This window comes from bacterium, assembly GCA_041649255.1.
Classification (GTDB): domain Bacteria; phylum Hydrothermota; class UBA3073; order JACQXS01; family JAQTXJ01; genus JAQTXJ01.
This window is the reverse complement of record JBAZNK010000013.1, coordinates 76814-96925: the sequence shown is the minus strand read 5'-3', so window position 1 is coordinate 96925 and position 20112 is coordinate 76814. Positions and strand designations below refer to the sequence as shown.

Here is a 20112-nt window from a genome sequence, read left to right as displayed (position 1 = left end):
ATTTCCTCCCTTTTGTTAGTTTTTTATTAAACTAGCTCGCGAATTTGCTTTGATACTAAATGGCGAAACTATTCCCTTTTTAAAGTAATGTTGGGCACAAAGAGCTATCATAACTGCATTATCTGTGCAAAACCCTTTTTCGGGACAATAAAATTTCATTCCGTGTTGTTTGCTGATTTCTGTAAACCTTTCTCTTAATTTGTTATTTCTGGATACGCCACCGGATATGGCAACAGAGTTAACTTTTAATTTTAAAGCACATTCAAAAGTTGTATTTATTAGAGAATCTATAACTGCTTTCTGAAAACTTGCTGCAACATCTTTTATTTCTGCATTTGGATTGTTTTTTAGATAGTAAAGTACTGCTGTTTTAATTCCACTAAAACTAAAATTATAATCTTTTAATTTTGAACAAGGAAATTTTATTGCAATGGAATTACCTTTTTCTGCAAGCTTCTCAATAACTTGTCCACCAGGATAGGTTAATTTAAGCATACGGGCAACTTTGTCGAACGATTCTCCCGCAGCGTCATCTAAAGTCCTCCCCATTATTTCATAGTCTCCCATTTTTTTTACATACACTAGTTCTGTGTGTCCCCCGGATACAACAAGGCAAATAAAAGGACAAGATATTTTATTTTCTATAAACAAAGAAGATATATGACCTTCAATATGGTTTACAGCATAAAAAGGTAAGTTTTTTACATAACTTAAAGATTTTGCAAAGGAAAGCCCAACAAGTAATGATCCTATAAGTCCCGGTCCGTAAGTTGCAGATATATTATCAAGATTATTAAAACCCATTGGTTTAATTGCTTCTTTTACCGTAAAAGTGATGTTTTTAAGATGGTCTCTTGCGGCAAGCTCAGGCATTACTCCACCATATTTTGAGTGGAAAATCTGTGAAAATACAACATTGGATAGAACTTTTCCATCTTTTACACACGATGCGCTTGTATCGTCGCAAGACGTATCTATGCCAAGCGTTATCATAATCTAGGACCTAAAATTACAATCACTGAGTCAATATTGCTCGTTACGTCTTCGGGGATAAGCAATTTTAAATGTAAAGTTTCGGGAAAATTTTCCACAAAAGGAATTTGTTCTGTAAGTATGGCAGATATAGGGTAAACATCTCCACTTCCACCTGTAATTTCTACAAAAGGAGGTTTTATTTCGATTGTGTAATTACTCTTCATGTCGGGAATAATTTTTACTTGTTTGTTAATTTTTTTATCTATTCGTATAACAAAACTTCCCGGGTTAGGAGGTTCTTTGATGATAATTTTAGATCCATTTGGTATATTGATATTATCCTCTTTGAGGTCAATTCTATGCCAGCCAATTCCCTTAGAACTTAAATCTAATATTATTTTTAATCTTTTATCAACCCACAATAGTTCTTTGCCACTACCCTTGAGTGTAATTTGAACTTCTTGAGGCGGTAGTTTTACTACAGAAAGTCCGGTTTTTAAGTTAGTGTAAGATACAGGTATCTGTACTTCTTTCTCGTATATCTTTTCTGTGGCTACATAAAACCATAATAATACTGCGGTTAGAAAAGAAAAAATTTTTAATCCTTTGTTAGCAATTATTGATTTAAACATTTTATCTTAATGTTTATATACGATAATTTAAAATTGCAAGAAAAAAATTAATTTGTATTATTACAAAGGAAATATAATTATCATCACTATTATCTTAAAATTACAATAATTCTGAAAACTTTTGTTGACAAACATATAATTTTATATACTTATCTTAATTAATATAAGGCTATTTTAATTTTAGGGAGGAAAAATGATGATATATTTATTGTTTCTTATATATCCTTTTCATACAAATTGGGTAAATACAGACGCTCAAGGGTTATTATTTACAGCTGCACCATTTGTTCCACCAAAACATACGGTATATTTACAACTTACTCCATTTCTTGGTTATGGGCATAAACCTGATAGGGCGTATAACCCACCCACTGCAAATGATACAGGAGATTTACATTATTATGTTTTTGGAACAGAAATGTTAGGTGTTACACCTATGTCTCAAGTGGAATTATTTGTAGGAGGACAAACCTTTGTAAAATATTTATGGACGATACCGTATCCATTATACAGAGTTGATACAAGGAAGATAGCTCCTTATCCGCAAGTGTGGGGAGGTATGAAAATTGTCTTTCCTTCCCCGGATAAAAAGTTATCTTTTGGTGCAATAATGCATGGAGCGTATTGGATTGTTGGGGGAGAAAGTGGAGTTACAGATCCACCTATAATCGCGCATGATTTTCTACCTACTCAAAAGACAGCTTATGAGATGGGGGGACGGGGACTTTTTGGAGCGAAGTTTCCTGTTGGTAATTTTTATGTAAGTGGCGGGGCTACTTTTGCATCAGTAAAAAAACTAGTAGGAGATTCCTCGTTTACATTTGTAGGGATAACTGCGGGATATGAACTAACGATCTGGCCTTATTTTCATCCGGGCATAGAATATATCAAAGAGGATACATTTACTGCAATTGTCCCCCAATTGAAATTGCCGTTGGGTATAGTAAATCTTAATTTTGGCCTTGCATTTCCTATGAATAATTTTGACTGGGTCCCTGACGCATATGATTCAATTCAGAAATATCCGGGAACTATGGCCTCTTTGAATGTAGGGTATACTTTTCCTATTGTGCCACCACCACCTAAAAACATAGTGATTACAGGTAAGGCTATTGATTCTATATCTCTTGAACCGGTTCAAATAAGTCTTGCATTCATCGGCCCTGAATGTGGTAAAATGAAAAGCAAGAAAGATGGTTCATATATAATAAAGATTGGCGCAGCTGGAGCATACAGGCTTGGTATAGAGGCTCCCGATTATAAATGGCAGGAAAGAATATTTGAACTTATGGATTTTGATACCGTGAATGCTGATTTTGTCCTTAGAAGAAAAGAGGTTAACTGGTCAATAGAAGGCAAAGTCTTGAGTAAGAAAACTAAAAAAGGTATTCCGGCTACAGTTAAATTAGCTGGCAAGAAAGGGAACGAAGTTCTTACTGATCCCGAAACAGGGGCATTCAGAATATGGGTTCACAGTGGAACATATAATTTAATTGTTTCTGCAGAAGGTTATCAAACAATGACATATCGTAAAGTTAATATTAAAAATTTAAAAACTTTGCGTAATAATATACTTTTACTTCCTGAAGGGATGCAGGCATCCTCAAAAGGTGGTAAAGGAAAGAAAAAATAAGTGACCCTTAAAGTTAAAAGACTAACCAATAGGGCGAAGTTTCCGCAATATCAAACAGAAGGCGCTGCAGGGTTAGATTTGTATTCAATAGAAGATAAAACACTAAAAGCAGGAAGATTTCTAACTGTAGGTACTGGAATCGTGGTTGAAATACCTAAAGGGTACGAAGGACAAGTAAGGCCGAGAAGCGGACTTGCATTTAATTATGGAATTGGAATTTTGAACTCCCCGGGGACGATTGATTCAGATTATAGAGGTGAAATAAAAATAATTTTATTTAACCTGAGTTCCGAAGATTTTAAAATAAAAAAAGGAATGAGAATTGCGCAACTTATTATTTCTAAAACATGTCGTTGTAAATTGGTAACCGAAAATAAACTTTCAGAAACAAAACGAGGCGTAAATGGATTCGGTTCAACAGGGATGTAAAATAGTAGTCTCTGTCTGGCCCGGGCTGGGAGATGTGGTTTTTGCTACGCCTGTATTTGAGGCATTGCGGAGTAAAAAACCGGATGCAAAAATTACAGCATTGGTTTGGTCAAAAGGAGGAAGAGAACTCTTGAAAAATAATCCTTTTATAGATGATATTGTAGAAGGCTCTATTTTTCATTTCGTTGCGAAGTTTAAAAATTATGATATAGGAATACAATGTTCACAACCTGTGCAACCTCTTTTTATGCTTGCAGGAATAAAACAAAGGATAAGCTTCAATGGAAATCCATTCTGGTGGTTATATCCTGTGGATTCAAATAATTTACATTCTTATGAATACTATCTCAAAACGGTTACCAAAATAGATGGAATAGCGCCAAAAGAAAAACCCGAATGTAATGTATTTCTTAGTGAACTGGATGAAAAGTTTGGGAGGGAAGAACTAAAAAATGTAACCAAACCTATTATAGCTATACATCCTGGTGCAAGATGCAATAAAAATAAACGATGGGGAACGGATAAATTTGTTGAACTTGCAAAGGTTCTTATAAGTAAATATAATGCTAAGATAGTTTTTATTGGAGGGAAAGAAGATATCATTCTATCTAATTATATAAAACAACAATTATCCGATTATTCTGATAAAATTATTGATTTTACCGGGAAAATATCAATACTTCAATCTGCAGCAATTATTAAAAATTGTAATTTATTTATTGGAAATGCATCAGGCCCAACACATATTGCAGCTGCTATAGGAGCCCCTGTAGTAGCAATATATGGAGCGGATAATCCTGTTAATTTTAGCCCGCCCGGGAAAAAAGTAAGAGTAGTTACTCCAAATAATAAATGTGCTCCATGTTTCCATTTTTATCGCAATTTTTTTTGGGGGATGAGATTACGATATATCCCAACCTGTAGAGCATTAAAAAGTATTAAAGTAGAAACAGTATTAAATACATGCAAAGAAATTTTAGAAAATTAACAAGACGATATCAAAAGAGGGAATTGCCTACTTTTGTATGGGTTCTTATAATGTTATTTAGTATGTCTCTTGCGGGAATATTGGTTTTTAATTTTATTGCACTGCCTTTATGGGTAGGCGTTAATGAAGAAATTACCGTCCCGGATGTATGCGGAAGACCTATAGAAGAAGCAAAAAATGAACTAATCAAAGCAGGTCTTAAGTTTGAAATAAAAGCGCAACAATTTAGTAACTTACCTAAAGATATCGTTATATCCCAATATCCTTTGCCTGCAAGAAGAGTTATAAAAGAAAAGGTAGTAGAACTTTCTGTTTCAAGAGGCAAAGAGAAAATCAAGATACCATGGGTAGAAGGTATGTCATTACCTCAGGCACAAAACCTATTGAAGAGCGCAGGCCTCGAAATAGGTGAAGTAATATATGAATACTCTGCACAGGCTACTCCTGATAATGTAATAGCAACGGAACCTAAAATTGACGCAGTGGTTTATAAAGGTTCTAAAGTTAACATAATTGTAAGTCAGGGAGAACCGGAAACAATTATGCCGAATTTTATTGGTATGCCATTAGCAGAAGCGCAGGAAGAAGCCAGGAAAATAGGGATAAAACCAGACGTCAACTTTATCGCAAAGGCTTCACCTCTCGGTATGGTAATAATTCAAAAACCTCCTGCCGGGGCAATAATCAAAAAAGGGGAATCTTTGGAATTAACTGTTGGTAGTCCGCGAAAGTATTGAAATCTTAATCTAACCCCTTATCTCCAATATCTTTTCTATAATACATTCCTTCAAAATAAACCTTAGAAATTGCACTATAAACATTGTCTTTTGACGCTTTTAATGTATTTCCTAAACCGGTTATACCCATAACTCTACCGCCTGCGGTAATTATCTTATTGTTTTTCATTGATGTTCCCGCGTGAAAAGCTATGCACCCATTAGTTGGAACTTTTGATAATCCGGTTATTTCTTTTCCTTTTTCATAATTTCCGGGATAACCGGAAGATGCCAATACTACACATATTGCATATTCGTTCTTGAATTTTACTTTAACGGATTTTAAATTACCTTCTATTGTGGCAAGAATCGGTTCCATCAAGTCCGAATCTATTAATGGTAATATGACCTGGGTCTCAGGGTCACCAAATCTACAGTTGAATTCAAGCACTTTCGGTCCTATGGATGTCATCATAAGACCTGCGTATAATATGCCTTTGTAAGTTATTCCGTCTTTTTTCATTCCCCAAACACAAGGAGCAAATACATTTTCAACGATATTTCCAACCTCTTTTTCCGTTAATACCGCTCTTGCATAAGCTCCCATTCCACCCGTATTAAGTCCGTTGTCTCCATCCATAAGTTTTTTGTGGTCTTGAGAGGGGATTAACGGAATAAAATCTTTCCCATCAGTAAAAGCAAGAACGGACACTTCTTCTCCTTCAAGATATTCTTCTATAACTACTTTATCCCCTGCTTCACCAAACGTCTTTTCACTCATCATATTACTTAATGCCGTATTTGCTTCTTTTTCTGTTTCTGCTATTATTACGCCTTTGCCGGCAGCAAGCCCGGAAGCTTTTATCACGATAGGATATGTCCTGTTTGATTTTATAAATTTTTGTGCCGCTTCTAATTTGTAAAACGTTTCAAAGTCTGCAGTAGGGATATTTGTATTTCTCATTATCTCTTTGGAATAAGACTTGTCGGATTCTATCATAGCCCCTCTCTTTGTAGGACCAAATGCTTTGTTCTTGGGGAGTTCATCTACAATCCCTTCTGCAAGAGGAGTCTCTGGACCGACTACAACAATGTCAACATCATTTGCAAACTTTATTAACTCACCTGTATTTTCTGATTTTATGGGGATGCATTCTGCTAATTCAGCTATCCCCGGGTTGCCGGGTGCCGCATAAATTTTATCAACAAGAGATGATTGTGCAAGTTTCCACACAAGAGCATGTTCGCGACCACCACTACCTATTACAAGAATTTTCATTTTGAGAAAAACATTTTTACGGATGTTAAAAATAATGCTACGGCAAAAACCCTTCTTAAAACTATGTCCGATATGCCAATTGCCATTTTTGCACCGAATAATCCTCCAATAAAAAACCCAATGCATATAAACATAGCTGCTCGTATGTCTACATAGCCCTGTTTATAATAAACAATGGCCGCAAGCAATCCGATTGGCAGTACCAGAAAAGCGAGTGTGGTGCCTTGAGCCTGATGTTGTGTCATCTTAAATATATAAACCAAAGCAGGAATAACAATAATCCCGCCGCCAATGCCAATCAATCCGCTGATAATCCCGGCTATTAACCCTAATGCAATATATAAAATTAAAGACATATTGTTTAATTATATTGTTTTTCTCCAAAAGTCTAGAATGTCTTTTAGTGTTTGTTCAAATGGAATAAGAGGTTCCCATCCGGCAAGTTTTTTAAATTTTGTTGGATCTCCGATAAGTACAGGAACATCAGAAGGTCTCAGCCTTGCCGGGTCTTGTTTTATTTCTACTTTAACGCCGGACATATCAATTAAAGTTGAAAGAATCTCTTTTATTTTTTGCCCTTTCCCGGAACAGATATTATAAACATCCCCGGGTACTCCTTTTTCTAATAATAACCAATATGCTTTAACAATATCCCGAACATCAGTAAAATCACGAATAGTATCAGTATTTCCAAGATAAATTACAGGCGGGGTAATGCCTTTTTCTATTTGAACTATTTGATATGCGATTTCCGAACAAACGAAATTAGGCGGTCTTCTCGGCCCTGTATGATTAAATGCCCTTGTTCTTATTGCCCTTAATTTATAACTCATAAAATATTGATAAGCAAGCATATCCTGAGCAACTTTGGATACTGCATAGGGGGATAAAGGTCTTAGGGGAGTTGTTTCTTTTACCGGGATTTCATTTGGATAAATAAATCCGTATTCTTCCGATGAACCAGCTATGTGAATTAAAGGGTTTATGCCTATTTTTTTAATGGCTTCAAATATGTTGAGTTCGCCAAAAATGTTTCCTTCAAGGGTCTCTGAAGGCGCATTCCACGAAGATGGCACAAAAGATTGTGCAGCAAGATGAAATATGCGGTCTGGTTTTATCGTTTCTATTGTATCCCTGACGGAAGTAGAGTCTTTTAAGTCACATTCGTACATAGTAATTTTGTTTTTAAAATGTTCTATGTTTTCTGTTCTTGAACGCCAGCGTTTAATTCCGAATATTTTTACTTCTGGCATAGTAAGAAGATAATCTACCATCCATGAACCTACAAAGCCGGTTACTCCAGTAACAAGCACTTTCATTTTTTCCTCCCACTGTAAAAATTGCCTTGTCAGTAAGATGGAGTTATGTCCCTGATGACAATCTTTCAGCTAAAGATTTTGGCAACCCGGCATTTATTATTTTTTTTTGCGCCGCATCTATATCATAAGAAATTCGCACAGTTTCAATTTCCCCTATTTCAGAATCATAAATGGCAAAAGAAGAGTTAGCATTTCTATCTCTTGGTTGTCCTACGCTGCCCGGATTTATTATATAGTTATAATCAGGATTTATAGAAAATTTAGGATTTGTAATGATTTTATATTTATTATCTACTTTTGCAAAAGTAACAGAAACATGAGTATGCCCAACAAAACAAATATGTCCGCAGACAGGAAATTCATTAATTGCATCATTCATAGATGAAAGATAATGCCAGCGTTCAGGTTTAGATGGTGCACTGTGAGACAAAAGAGAATTGTTGTAATTTTTTTGAAATGGTAAACTTTTCAACCATGATATATTTTCTGGCGTTAGGGTTTTAGATGTCCATACGCATACTTCTTTTGCTAAAGAGTGAAAGTGTGATAAGTTGGTAAGTCCTATTGACCCTGCATCATGATTGCCCAGTATTGCGCATTCGGAAATTTCTCTAACTAAATTACAACATTCATTAGGATTTGCTCCGTAACCTACCGTATCTCCAAGGCATATAACTTTAGATATTTCTCTGTTCCGTAATTCAACTACTACTGCTTCTAAAGCTTCTATGTTTGAGTGAATATCGCTTAATATCGCATATCGCATATTTTTCTAATTCTCCTTCCTATATGTTTTCATAATACTATCCAGTATGCCATTTACAAATTTCCCGGATTCCGGAGTAGAATATTTCTTGGCAAGTTCTATCGCCTCATCTATGGATGCTTTAGGCGGTATTTCAGAGAAATAAAGTAATTCGCATATTGCAAGCCTTAATATGTTTTTGTCTATAGTTGCCATTCTTGCTATTTTCCAGTTTTTCGCATTGTTGGATATAAGTCTGTCAATTTCTCTAATATTGGTAAGCGTTTTCTCTACCAATGCTCTTACAAATTCCTGTATTTCTTTTGAATAAAAATTTGAAGAAAACAACTCATACAAAATTTCTTTTTCTGCTTGAACTCCCATTTCTTTTCTGTAAAGTACCTGCATAGCAAGTTCTCGAGCCTTTCTACGACTTTTCATTTATAGTTTTGCAATTAAATTAATCTGTTCTATTACCGTCATTGCTGCAGATTCACCTTTGTTGCCGTGTTTCCCGCCTGCCCTGTCAATCGCTTGTTCTACGGTATCGGCGGCAATTATACCGAAACCTATTGGTGTTGTTGTTTGTAAAGATACCTGAGCAATGCCTTTCGTTACTTCCTTAGAAATTAAATCAAAATGGGTGGTTTCTCCTCTTATTATTGCGCCAAGACATATAATACCATCAAATCTTTTTTTCCCGGAAACTAAAACTTTTAATACTTGTGGAATCTCAAATGCTCCCGGAACTTTGACAATTTCTATCGCGTCAGATTTTGCATTGTGACGGATTAAACAATCTACAGCTCCATCAATAAGTTTATCAGTGATAAAACTATTAAATCTGGAAGCTATAATCCCAAATCTTTTTCCGCTTGCCGAAAATTCGCCTTCATATGTTTTCACTTTCCCCCCTCTTTTAATTTTAAAATATGACCAAGCTTTGAGCGCTTTGTAAATAAATAATCCCGATTTTTAGGATTTGAAGCGACTTCAATTGGTACCCGCTTAGTTATGGTTAATCCGTAACCTTCAAGCCCAATTAATTTTTTGGGATTATTTGTCAAAAGTCGAATAGTTGATAATCCAAGGTCTACAAGGATTTGAGCGCCTATCCCATAATCCCTTAAGTCTGCAGGAAAGCCCAATGCCAGATTCGCTTCAACCGTATCTAATCCCTTATCCTGGAGTTGATATGCTTCTATTTTTGCTTTGAGCCCGATTCCCCTGCCTTCCTGTCGCATATAAAGAAAAACTCCACAACCTTCCTTTTCTATTAATTTTAGTGATTTCTTTAATTGTTCCCCACAATCACACCTTAAGCTGCCGAATACATCTCCGGTTAAACATTGTGAGTGGACACGAACAAGAACATTTTTTTTGCCTTTCACAGTACCTTTTACAAGGGCAATGTGATGTTCGCCCGTCAATAATTCCTCGTAAAGATGGACGGTAAAGTTACCCAAATGCATAGGTATTGAAGTAGTAACAACCTTTTTTATAAGTTTCTCTTGTTTTTGTCTGTATAGAATCAAAGACTCTATAGTTATTATTTTTAGACCAAATTTTTTTGCGATATTAACAAGCGAAGGTAATTTTGCCATACGGCCATCTTCATCCATAATTTCGCATAATACAGCTGCCGGGTAAAGTCCTGCAAGCCTCATTAAATCAACACAAGCTTCGGTATGCCCGGCTCTCCGTAGTACTCCACCCTCCTGTGCCATCAAAGGGAATATATGTCCCGGTATGGCAAAATCTTCCGCAACAGCATTAGAATCTGTAAACTTTTTTATGGTAGTAGCGCGGTCATGAGTCGAAATTCCCGTAGTAGTCCCTTTTTTTGCGTCTATGGACACTGTAAATGCGGTGCCATGCAAGGCCGTGTTTTCATTAGACATTAAATTCAATTTTAATTTTTTCAATCTCTCGGGAGTTCCAGGCAAACATATTAATCCACGACCGTATTTTGCCATAAAATTTATATGTTTTGGTGTTATGGTTTCGGCGGCACATATAAAATCTCCTTCATTCTCACGATTCTCATCATCTACACATATTACTATTTGTCCTGATTTCAAAATGTCTATTGCTTTCTCTATGGAAGTGAAGATATTTCTATTTTCTTGGTTTGCTTTCGAGCAAAAATTCTTCTGTTTAGTTTTCATTTTTGAGGTATTTCCCAAGGATGTCTGTTTCTATATTAACTAAAGAACCTATATGCAGTTCCCCAAGAGTAGTGTTTTTTAAAGTAAAAGGAACCAATCCTATTTCAAAACCGTTGTTTTTAGTATCTATAACGGTTAAACTTACTCCTTCAACGGCTATGTTCCCATTTTTAACGATATATTTTGATATTTCAGGAGCAACTTTTATGGTAAACATCGTTATGCCGGTTTTCACTTTTTTTGCAATTACTTTCCCGACCTCTTCAACGTGTCCCTGGACTAAATGTCCCCCGATTCTATCACTTAGTTTTAATGCTCGCTCAATATTAACAAACTGTCCTGTGCGGGACAGGCGAAAATTAGTTTTTGATAAAGTGTTAGGACTTGCAAAAACTTCAAATTCATTGTTTCTCATTTGTTTTGTTACGGTAAAACATACTCCGTTTATTGCAATGCTTTCACTTATTTTAGAGGCAAAACCTTCAGGTGTATAGATTTTAAAAGTTCTTCCACCATTAAAAGAGATACAACTCTTTATTTGTCCTATTGTTTCCACTAAACCTGTAAACATTTATTTATCTTGAATATATATTCAAGATATGAATTTAGTCAAGATAAAATAAACCATAAGGTTGGAAAACTCGTTGACATTTGCTTATGTTTCATATATGAAACAATGAATACTTATGAAGACAAGTAATTACGGTTTTATATTTGATCTGGATGGCGTTATTGTTGATACGGAGCCTATCTATTTTGAAGCAATGAATACAATGGCAAAAAAAAGAGGACAAAGATTTACGATGGAGCTCAAAAGAGAAGTTATGGGCAGGGGTGGAATACTTAGTATGAGACTGATGAAAGAAACTTTGCATTTTACTGAAACACCCGAGGAATTATTAAAAGAAAGAACTAAATTATGCAAAAAACTATTAGAAAAATATGGCGTAAAACCTGTAACCGGAATATTCAATGTGCTGAAATTGGTAAATAAATTGGGGCTAAAAAAAGCAGTTGCGTCTTCATCACACCGTAAATGGGTAGAAAGCGCATTGACCGAGTTGAATATAATAAATGAATTTGATGCGATTGCGAGTGGGGATGAAGTTTCTTGCGGCAAACCGGAACCCGATGTTTTTCTTTTGGCGCTCAAGAGATTGAAACTAAAAAAATGCGAATGTATTATTCTTGAAGATACAATTATTGGCTTGGAAGCGGCTAAAAGAGCAGGAATTAAATGTATCGCAGCTCCAAATAAATACAATAAAGGAATAGATTTCTCATCCGCAGATGTTATTGTTAAAAGCTTAAAAGATATAAACGAACAAATGATAAAAAATCTGTTGAAGTTAGATAACTGATGGAACTTATAGATGTTCATTCGCATTTACAGGATAAAGAATTTGATAACGATAGGGAAGATGTGCTTGAAAATGCAAAAAAAGTCGGCGTGAAAAAAATTATAACCTCCACGCTTGACTTAAAAGATGCCCAAATCTCAATGGAAATGTTTTCCAAGTATAAAGGTTTTGTTTATATGACTGTGGGGTGTAATCCTTGTATAGTGGATGAAAAAGAAATGGAACATTCTGCCCTGACGCTGATAGAACAAATTCAGAGTTTTATAAGAGAGAAAAAAAAAGATATTGTGGGAATAGGCGAAATAGGATTGGATTATTATTGGATAGAGGGAGAACAGCGTGAAAAACAAAAAGAGTTTTTCAGATTATGGATTAATTTTGCGAAAGAAATGAATTTGCCGTTAATAGTTCATTCGAGAAGTGCAGGGAAATATGCTATTGAAATACTATTAGAAGAAAAGTATTCTAATGTGTTGATGCATAGTTATGATGGTAAAGTAGGTTGGGCATTGGAAGCGGCAAAACAGGGCTTTTATTTTTCGATACCGCCTTCCATAGTAAATTCAACCCAGAAACAAAAGCTTGTAAAATCAATTGATATAAATAGAATTATGTTGGAATCCGACGCCCCTGTCCTTGGACCAGAAAAAGACAAACGAAATGAACCTCAAAATTTAGTTTTTACCGTTAAGAAAATCTCTGAAATAAAAAGTCTTTCGGAAGATATTGTGTCAAAGATAACAACTCGGAACGCTTCTGAATTCTTTAAAATTTAAAAGCCAGGGAGAGGAATCGGACCCCCGACCTGCGGTTTACAAAACCGCTGCTCTACCACTGAGCTACCCTGGCAACTAATGAATTTGGAATTTATAGTAGAAATAAGAGTTGTCAACTAATTCTTAGTTTCCTTATTCTTGATGTTACTTTTATCTTACTTGCCTAATGGCAGTCAGGTATACAAAAAGTAAACCTTATTTAACTATGATTAACTTTTGTATGTTTTGATAACTGCCGGAGTTGAGTTTTACAAAATAAATGCCGTTTGCTATATTTTTTGCGTCTATATTAGTTTCATAGCATCCCGGAGTTCTGTGTTCATTAATCAGTATCTTCATTGTTTTTCCCGTTATATCATAAATACTCAAATTTACAGGAGAAATATCCGTTACCGAAAACTGAATTTTTATATTGGAATTCTGATTTACAATATTAGGCTTTACGGCAAGAGTAGATGTTTTCGCTTTTGTATTTTCTTCCACCGCTCCACCTATACAGGGATTCAGGTAGGCAAATATGTGGCCGACAGAACTTGATGCTTCCGATAATACTATATCCGGACAGGTATCCCCATCGAAATAAGAAACATAAGGCAGGTCAAACAATTGGTATTGCGCATCAATGGCGTGACTTGTGAAGTTTGCAAAGCCATCATTTTCATACCATCTAAGCCAATAATTACGTCCGGCAACTACTATGTCCATCTTCCCATCAGTATTAAAATCTCCTACGTCAATCCCGTCAATTCCAACACAAGTACTCTCTATGGTGTTTTTTGTAAAATTGCCCCCCCCTGTGCCTTTATAGAGATAGAAAATTCCATTTGTTACATCTCCACATACGATATCCGTATTCCCATCTTTATCAAAATCGTAACATCTTACACCGGATACCCCGGCTTCAGTGCCATTAGGAAAAGTATTATCTATTACAACTTCGGTAAAACTTTCAGCCCCGTTGTTTTTATATAAAAGCAGTCTGCAAGGTGCAGAAGTCCCGGATGCAACATAACCATGATAAAACTCCCCTGCTATTATATCCATATGTCCATCCCCATCATCATCAAAACAATCAACCTTCCAGCAGTTTGCCTGCCCTATATAAAAAGAAGTAAAACTTCCACCCGCATTTCTAAACCAGTATAATCCCTGGTCTTCAGCAATAAATAAACTTTGTGCGCTGTTTATGGTGGCAACAATATCCGAATCTCCATCCCCGTCTATATCGTAAACACGCATTTGCCTGAAGCGACCATTAGCATTCATTAACGTTGTTGTAGCCCAAGATGTTCCATTCCCATTATTTTTATGAATGGCAATACTTCCGTCTTCACTTCCGGAAGTTTTAACCTGACAAGAAACTGCATCTATATCGCCGTCATTATCCATATCGCAACCTGCTATTTCATAGTCAAAATAAGACGGGTCCCAGATAAGATTTTGAGTTGACCAACTTATACCTGCTCCGCTATTTCCATACCATACAGATTTGCCGTCGGAACCAATCGTTGCAAAAATATCTTGTTCATACTGAGAGCTTGTCCCATCTATGTTCCCTGCCCACGTTCCATGTGGACCGTTTTGTAAAGAATCAACCGTTATCCTATCAAAACTTACGGTCCTTCCGTAAGAAACGTTTGATAGCATAAAAAACATAACAATAACTATAGCTATAACTTTTCTCATTTTCCCCCCCCTATCCTACCATTTCTAGTACCATATGTGTGTTAAATATGCCAGTTTGTCAAGCGAAATAAAAAAATTGTTATTACTATTTTAAAATGTTAATTTTGGAGAGGAAATCCTAATTTGATTTTTCCTTGACATTGTAACCAGAGTATTGTAAATACACTTATTATGATAGAAAAATTAACTATAAAAACAGATTCGAAGATTTTATTGCTTGTTCTTGATGGTGTGGGTGGCATCCCACAAAATGGTAAAACTGAACTTGAAACTGCGAAAACCCCAAATCTTGATAAGCTTACTAAGAATGCAATGACAGGACTTACTGACCCTGTTTCCCCTGGTATCACACCCGGTTCTGGGCCTGCACATCTTTCATTGTTTGGATATGATCCGGTAGAATATCAAATTGGCAGGGGCGTTCTTGAAGCTCTTGGCGTAGGTATAACGTTGATTCCAAATGATGTGGCAACACGGGGAAACTTTGCTACGGTTAATGATAAAGGATTAATTACTGACCGTAGAGCAGGTAGGATAGCAACCGAAGAAAATGTAAAAATATGCGCATTATTACAATCAAATATTAAACCGGTAGAAGGTGTAAAGTTTGAAGTTACTGCCGGAAAAGAACATAGGTTTGTTCTTGTGTTAAGAGGCGAAGGACTTGATGACAGGATAACGGAAACTGACCCTCAAAAAGAAGGGGCTCTGCCTCTTGAGTGTAAACCACTTGTTCCTGAAGCGGAAAAAACTGCGAGAGTGATAAATTCTTTTGTACTCCAGGTAAAATCTATTTTAAAACCACCCGCAAATATGGTGCTTTTGCGGGGATTTGCCAAGCCACCTGCCATTTCAACTATGGGGGAAAGGTTTAAAATTACGCCCGCGGCAATTGCTACATATCCTATGTATCGGGGATTAGCAAAATTAGTTGGAATGGATGTCCTTGAAACAGGTTCAACTATTGCAGATGAGATAAATGTTCTAAAAAGCAACTGGCAAAGTTATGATTTCTTTTATGTGCATATCAAAAAAACGGATTCTTATGGCGAGGATGGAAATTTTGAATCAAAAGTGAAAATAATAGAGGAAGTGGATAGGTATATCCCACAACTCTTAGAACTTAAGCCCGATGTGCTTGTAATAACAGGTGACCATTCTACGCCCGCAATGTTAAAAGCTCATTCCTGGCATCCAAATCCATTTTTAATTTCTTCTAAATGGGTAATTCCGGATGCGGCACAAAGATTTACCGAAATCGAATGCGCAAAAGGTTTGCTCGGTAGATTTGGTGCCGTTCAGGCATTGCCGTTAATGTTGGCTAACGCATTAAAACTCAGTAAATTCGGGGCGTAACCTTATTCTTAAGTCCGAATATCTAAATATATTCCGGGAATAAAGATAAAATAGTTAATACTATCTCCACAAACAAAAGAATTATTTTTTTGTTGCAGTTTCAAGGTTTCGCATTAAGTTCCATAATTACCTGACTGCTGTCAGGCAAGTTTATGAATAAGTTTGATTGTATAGTTGTCGGCGGAGGGCATGCAGGTTGTGAAGCAGCTCTCGCTGCTTCAAGAATGGGGCTAAATACCTTAATGCTGACGCTTAATCTTGATACTATCGGTCAACTTTCCTGTAATCCTTCAATGGGCGGTCTTGGTAAATCACAACTGATTTTTGAGGTGGATGCGCTTGGTGGAGAAATCGGATTTGTTTCGGATATCGCTTCTATTGGCTATAGAGTGCTTAATACAAAAAAAGGACTTGCCGTTCAATCACTCCGTGCTCAGGTAGATAGAAAAAAATACCGTGAAACAATGCAAAAAATTATCCTAAATACTGAAAATTTATACGTTCAACAAGGAGAAGCAACTGAAATTATCGTATCAAAAAAGGGGACAATAAAATCCGCGATAGGCGTAGTAAGCGCTTCCGGTATGGAATATTTTGCAAACACCATAATTATTACAACGGGAACTTTTTTGAAGGGACTTATACATATTGGCCTAAAAAACTATCCATCCGGCAGGATGGGGGAATTGCCTTCCACAGAATTATCCGATTCATTAAAAAAGTTGGGATTTCAATTGGGAAGACTAAAAACGGGAACTTCTGCAAGAGTTGATATCAGGACTATAGATTTTGATAAAATGATTGAACAATCTCCCGATAAAGGAGCCCATCGCTTTTCTCATAGAACAAAAAAGAATAACCCAACAGCTTGTCCCTGTTACATTACCCACACAAATATGTTAACTCAAAAAATAATTTTACAGAATCTTAAATCCTCTCCTTTATATAGTGGAATAATTAAAGGGATTGGAGCAAGATATTGCCCTTCTATAGAAGATAAATGTGTTCGTTTTAAAGAGAAAACTTCGCATCAGGTATTTATAGAACCTGACGGTGTGGATACTAATGAATGTTACTTGAATGGAGTATCAACTTCTTTGCCTGAAGCCGTACAATTAGATTTTTTGCATACAATTCCGGGACTTGAAAAAGTGAGAATAATAAGACCCGGTTATGCAATTGAATATGATTTTGTTCTCCCCGTACAAGTATACCCTTCTCTTGAGACGAAAATAATAAAAAACTTGTACCTTGCGGGACAAATACTCGGAACATCCGGTTATGAAGAAGCCGCTTCACAGGGGATTATAACAGGAATAAATGCAGCATTGAAAGTAAAAGGTAAACCACAATTTATACTGCCTCGTTACGAAGCATATATTGGAGTTTTGACAGATGATTTATCTACAAAAGAGATTTTGGAACCGTATAGAATGTTTACATCACGCGTAGAACATAGACTTATCCTCCCAGAACACAATGCAGACGAAAGACTTATGAAATATGGCCTGGAGTTTGGACTTATCCCTAAAAAAGAATATAATAAAACTCAAAAATTAGTGGAAAGCGTTAAAGTTAAATTACGCGAACTTAAATCTACACAATTAAAACCGGAGTCTATAAATCCCGTATTAAAAGAAAACGATTCTATGCCGATAACGAAATCCTCATCTGCATTTCAAATATTAAAAAGACCGGAAATAAAAATAGAAATGATCGAACAATTTATAGAAAAACTTACCGGTAACGAAAAGATAAGACTTGAATTCCTTGTAAAATATGAAGGCTATATAAAAAGAGAATACGCGTTGGTAAAAAAATTCAATGAATCAGAATCTTACGAGATACCCCAAGGATTTGATTTCTATAAAGTAAATGGGCTTTCGCGGGAAGCCTGTGAAAAATTATCAAAAATTAAACCTGTGACGTTGGAACAGGCAAAACGGATTGGTGGGGTTCGGTCGGCAGATATAATTCGATTATTTTTTACGTTAAAAAAATCTCATTAATTAAAATAAATTAACTTAACTTATCTTACGAAGCAGGTAAATCCTACAAAAACCATAAAATCAGAGTTTATTATAAAAAATAAGTTGCAATTTCTTAAATAGGGTATATTAATTTTTACTAATTAATGCGTAAAATATTTATATTTTTCATTAAAGCTTATCATATATACTTCTCCCCATTCTTGATACATTCCTGTAGGTTTCATCCGACTTGTTCGGTTTATACAATCGAAGCTATAGAAAAATATGGAGTACTAAAAGGATTTGGTTTAGGCATCTGGAGAATCCTAAAATGTAACCCCTGGCATATTGGAGGTTGTGACCCCGTACCTTAATAATGGACCAAATTATATTTCTCGGAACAGCAGGAGCAAGAGTAACTGTTGCAAAACAATTACGAGCCTCCGGTGGGATTTGGATTACTCTTGATGATACACAACTCCTTGTTGATCCGGGACCCGGTTCTCTCGTAAAATGTGTGAAAAGTAGGCCAAAACTTGACCCTACAAAACTTGACGGCATAATATTATCTCATCGTCATCTTGACCATTCTGCAGATATAAATGTAATGATAGAAGCAATGACAGATGGAGGGTACAATGTACGCGGCACTGTTTTTGCTCCATTTAATGCTTTGGAAGAGGATCCTGTAATATTAAGATATATTCGGGGATATGTTAAAGACATACAGATATTGATTGAAAAGGGAAAATATGCATTAAAGAATATTTCCATTGAAACGCCGGTGAAACATCTGCATGCTGAAGATACCTACGGTATAAACTTTATTGGAAAAAAACATACAATCTCTTATGTAACGGATACAAATTATTTTGATTTATTGCCCGATTATTACAAAGGGGATGTTCTTATACTAAATGTTGCGAGAAAAGATTCTTCGATCGTATATCATTTGTGCTTAGATGATGCTATAAAGATAATAAAAAAAAACAAGCCAAAACTTACCATACTTACTCATTTTGGTATGACAATGTTGAAAGCCAAACCATGGTTGCTTGCGGAACAAATTTCCAATGAGCTGGGTGTTAAAGTTGTGGCTGCAAATGATGGAATGAGGATAGAACTATGAACATAGTAATTACGGGTGGGGCAGGATTTATCGGATCTCATCTAAGCGAGTTCTTCTTAAAAGAAGGACACAAAGTAATCTGTATTGATAATTTTCTTACAGGGAGACGTGAGAATATTGCCGAATTTCATTCGAATCCGAATTACAAACTTGTAGAACAAGACGTCTCAAAACATTTAAGCATAAGCGAAACGGTAGATTGGGTACTGCATTTTGCTTCACCTGCGTCACCGGTCGATTATAATCGTTATCCTATACAGACTTTAAAGGTAGGTGCGCTCGGAACCCATAATTCTCTCGGTCTCGCAAAAATTAAAAAAGCGGGATTTTTATTGGCTTCTACCTCCGAAGTATATGGAGACCCTGAGTGCAACCCTCAACCGGAATCTTACTGGGGAAATGTAAATCCTATAGGACCTCGTGGAGTTTATGATGAGGCAAAAAGATACGCGGAAGCTATGGTAATGGCATATCATAGAGTTCATAAATTAAATACCAGAATTGCCCGTATATTCAATACTTTTGGAGAAAGAATGCGAATAGAAGATGGAAGGGCTGTCCCTAATTTTATAAGTCAAGCGCTTAAAGGTGAAGACTTAACGGTTTATGGTAATGGCAAACAGACAAGAAGTTTTTGTTATATCAGTGATCTTGTTAATGGATTATGGAAATTAATGAATACTCAAATCAACGATCCCGTTAATTTGGGAAACCCGAATGAATTAAATATGACGGATATAGCAGAGATTATATTAAAACTTACAAAATCAAAAAGTTCAATTACTTATTGCGATTTGCCGATAGATGATCCTAAAGTAAGACGCCCGGATATAAGCATTGCAAAAGAAAAATTAAATTGGAGACCTGAAGTGCTACTGGAACAGGGATTAAAAAATACTATTGAGTATTTTCAAAGAGTTCAAAACGGTACTAAATAATTTAATTCCCTT

Annotated in this window: 22 protein-coding genes and 1 tRNA gene; 11 read left to right on the top strand and 12 right to left on the bottom strand. The window is 35.8% G+C overall.

Features of this window, described 5'->3' with window-relative positions; genetic code table 11:
* Nucleotides 1–15: 15 nt before the first annotated feature.
* Together tsaD and WC614_09820 are read right to left on the bottom strand one after the other, a co-directional pair.
* Entirely contained in the window at nt 16–993 is a 978-nt protein-coding gene (gene tsaD / locus WC614_09825) for a tRNA (adenosine(37)-N6)-threonylcarbamoyltransferase complex transferase subunit TsaD (GenBank protein ID MFA5033307.1), read from the bottom strand.
* A complete protein-coding gene (locus tag WC614_09820; GenBank protein ID MFA5033306.1) occupies nt 990–1607 on the bottom strand; it encodes a hypothetical protein in 618 nt (205 codons plus the stop codon). Before WC614_09820 ends, tsaD begins: the two co-directional genes overlap by 4 nt.
* A 193-nt stretch (nt 1608–1800) precedes the next feature.
* Here WC614_09820 and WC614_09815 point away from each other — a divergent pair, with 193 nt between their 5' ends.
* Genes WC614_09815 through WC614_09800 form a run of 4 tightly spaced genes read left to right on the top strand, consistent with a single transcriptional unit; the run spans nt 1801 to nt 5394 of the window.
* Entirely contained in the window at nt 1801–3240 is a 1440-nt protein-coding gene (locus tag WC614_09815; GenBank protein ID MFA5033305.1) for a carboxypeptidase-like regulatory domain-containing protein, read from the top strand.
* Entirely contained in the window at nt 3241–3669 is a 429-nt protein-coding gene (dut, locus tag WC614_09810; protein MFA5033304.1) for a dUTP diphosphatase, read from the top strand. It begins immediately after the preceding gene.
* Nucleotides 3644–4657: a glycosyltransferase family 9 protein gene (locus WC614_09805; GenBank protein ID MFA5033303.1), complete on the top strand. Its 1014-nt coding sequence runs from the start codon at nt 3644–3646 to the stop codon at nt 4655–4657. Before dut ends, WC614_09805 begins: the two co-directional genes overlap by 26 nt.
* Nucleotides 4633–5394: a PASTA domain-containing protein gene (locus WC614_09800; GenBank protein MFA5033302.1), complete on the top strand. Its 762-nt coding sequence runs from the start codon at nt 4633–4635 to the stop codon at nt 5392–5394. The genes WC614_09805 and WC614_09800 overlap by 25 nt, the downstream gene beginning before the upstream one ends.
* A 4-nt stretch (nt 5395–5398) precedes the next feature.
* On the opposite strand, the gene purD is transcribed toward WC614_09800, so the two are convergent.
* The 8 genes from purD to WC614_09760 are packed head-to-tail and all read right to left on the bottom strand — an operon-like array spanning nt 5399 to nt 11455.
* The gene (gene purD / locus WC614_09795; protein ID MFA5033301.1) at nt 5399–6652 is read right to left on the bottom strand and encodes a phosphoribosylamine--glycine ligase; all 1254 of its coding nucleotides are present in this window, start codon (nt 6650–6652) and stop codon (nt 5399–5401) included.
* Nucleotides 6649–7008: a sulfite exporter TauE/SafE family protein gene (locus tag WC614_09790; protein MFA5033300.1), complete on the bottom strand. Its 360-nt coding sequence runs from the start codon at nt 7006–7008 to the stop codon at nt 6649–6651. Before WC614_09790 ends, purD begins: the two co-directional genes overlap by 4 nt.
* Nucleotides 7009–7017: 9 nt before the next feature.
* A complete protein-coding gene (locus tag WC614_09785) occupies nt 7018–7971 on the bottom strand; it encodes a GDP-mannose 4,6-dehydratase (protein ID MFA5033299.1) in 954 nt (317 codons plus the stop codon).
* 43 nt (nt 7972–8014) lie between these two features.
* Nucleotides 8015–8737: a metallophosphoesterase family protein gene (locus tag WC614_09780; protein ID MFA5033298.1), complete on the bottom strand. Its 723-nt coding sequence runs from the start codon at nt 8735–8737 to the stop codon at nt 8015–8017.
* A gap of 6 nt (nt 8738–8743) precedes the next feature.
* Nucleotides 8744–9157: a transcription antitermination factor NusB gene (gene nusB, locus WC614_09775; protein ID MFA5033297.1), complete on the bottom strand. Its 414-nt coding sequence runs from the start codon at nt 9155–9157 to the stop codon at nt 8744–8746.
* The gene (gene ribH / locus WC614_09770) at nt 9158–9622 is read right to left on the bottom strand and encodes a 6,7-dimethyl-8-ribityllumazine synthase (protein ID MFA5033296.1); all 465 of its coding nucleotides are present in this window, start codon (nt 9620–9622) and stop codon (nt 9158–9160) included.
* The gene (locus tag WC614_09765) at nt 9619–10884 is read right to left on the bottom strand and encodes a bifunctional 3,4-dihydroxy-2-butanone-4-phosphate synthase/GTP cyclohydrolase II (GenBank protein MFA5033295.1); all 1266 of its coding nucleotides are present in this window, start codon (nt 10882–10884) and stop codon (nt 9619–9621) included. Before WC614_09765 ends, ribH begins: the two co-directional genes overlap by 4 nt.
* Entirely contained in the window at nt 10874–11455 is a 582-nt protein-coding gene (locus WC614_09760) for a riboflavin synthase (protein MFA5033294.1), read from the bottom strand. The genes WC614_09765 and WC614_09760 overlap by 11 nt, the downstream gene beginning before the upstream one ends.
* A gap of 115 nt (nt 11456–11570) precedes the next feature.
* On the opposite strand from WC614_09760, the gene WC614_09755 reads away from it, so the two are divergent.
* On the top strand, nt 11571–12245 hold the full coding sequence (locus WC614_09755; protein MFA5033293.1) for an HAD family phosphatase: 675 nt from the start codon (nt 11571–11573) through the stop codon (nt 12243–12245).
* Nucleotides 12245–13021, top strand: a complete 777-nt coding sequence (locus WC614_09750; protein MFA5033292.1) for a TatD family hydrolase — start codon at nt 12245–12247, stop codon at nt 13019–13021. Before WC614_09755 ends, WC614_09750 begins: the two co-directional genes overlap by 1 nt.
* 1 nt (nt 13022) lies before the next feature.
* Here the strand turns inward: WC614_09750 and WC614_09745 are convergent.
* A tRNA-Thr gene (locus WC614_09745) sits at nt 13023–13094 on the bottom strand.
* A 122-nt stretch (nt 13095–13216) separates the two neighbouring features.
* Complete coding sequence (locus tag WC614_09740) at nt 13217–14707, bottom strand: T9SS type A sorting domain-containing protein (protein MFA5033291.1); 1491 nt, start codon at nt 14705–14707, stop codon at nt 13217–13219.
* Nucleotides 14708–14878: 171 nt separating this feature from the next.
* On the opposite strand from WC614_09740, the gene WC614_09735 reads away from it, so the two are divergent.
* From WC614_09735 to WC614_09715, 5 genes are all read left to right on the top strand, one after another.
* Nucleotides 14879–16063 carry a 2,3-bisphosphoglycerate-independent phosphoglycerate mutase gene (locus WC614_09735; protein ID MFA5033290.1) on the top strand — a complete coding sequence of 395 codons (1185 nt, stop codon included), beginning with the start codon at nt 14879–14881 and terminating at the stop codon, nt 16061–16063.
* Nucleotides 16064–16215: 152 nt separating this feature from the next.
* Nucleotides 16216–18072 (top strand): tRNA uridine-5-carboxymethylaminomethyl(34) synthesis enzyme MnmG, encoded by a 1857-nt coding sequence (mnmG, locus tag WC614_09730; protein ID MFA5033289.1) that lies wholly within the window; start codon nt 16216–16218, stop codon nt 18070–18072.
* A 125-nt stretch (nt 18073–18197) separates the two neighbouring features.
* Nucleotides 18198–18407, top strand: coding sequence for a membrane protein insertion efficiency factor YidD (gene yidD, locus WC614_09725; GenBank protein ID MFA5033288.1), 210 nt, complete (start codon nt 18198–18200; stop codon nt 18405–18407).
* Nucleotides 18408–18409: 2 nt separating this feature from the next.
* Entirely contained in the window at nt 18410–19162 is a 753-nt protein-coding gene (locus WC614_09720; GenBank protein MFA5033287.1) for an MBL fold metallo-hydrolase, read from the top strand.
* Nucleotides 19159–20100 carry a UDP-glucuronic acid decarboxylase family protein gene (locus WC614_09715; GenBank protein MFA5033286.1) on the top strand — a complete coding sequence of 314 codons (942 nt, stop codon included), beginning with the start codon at nt 19159–19161 and terminating at the stop codon, nt 20098–20100. The genes WC614_09720 and WC614_09715 overlap by 4 nt, the downstream gene beginning before the upstream one ends.
* The last annotated feature ends 12 nt before the right edge of the window (nt 20101–20112 follow it).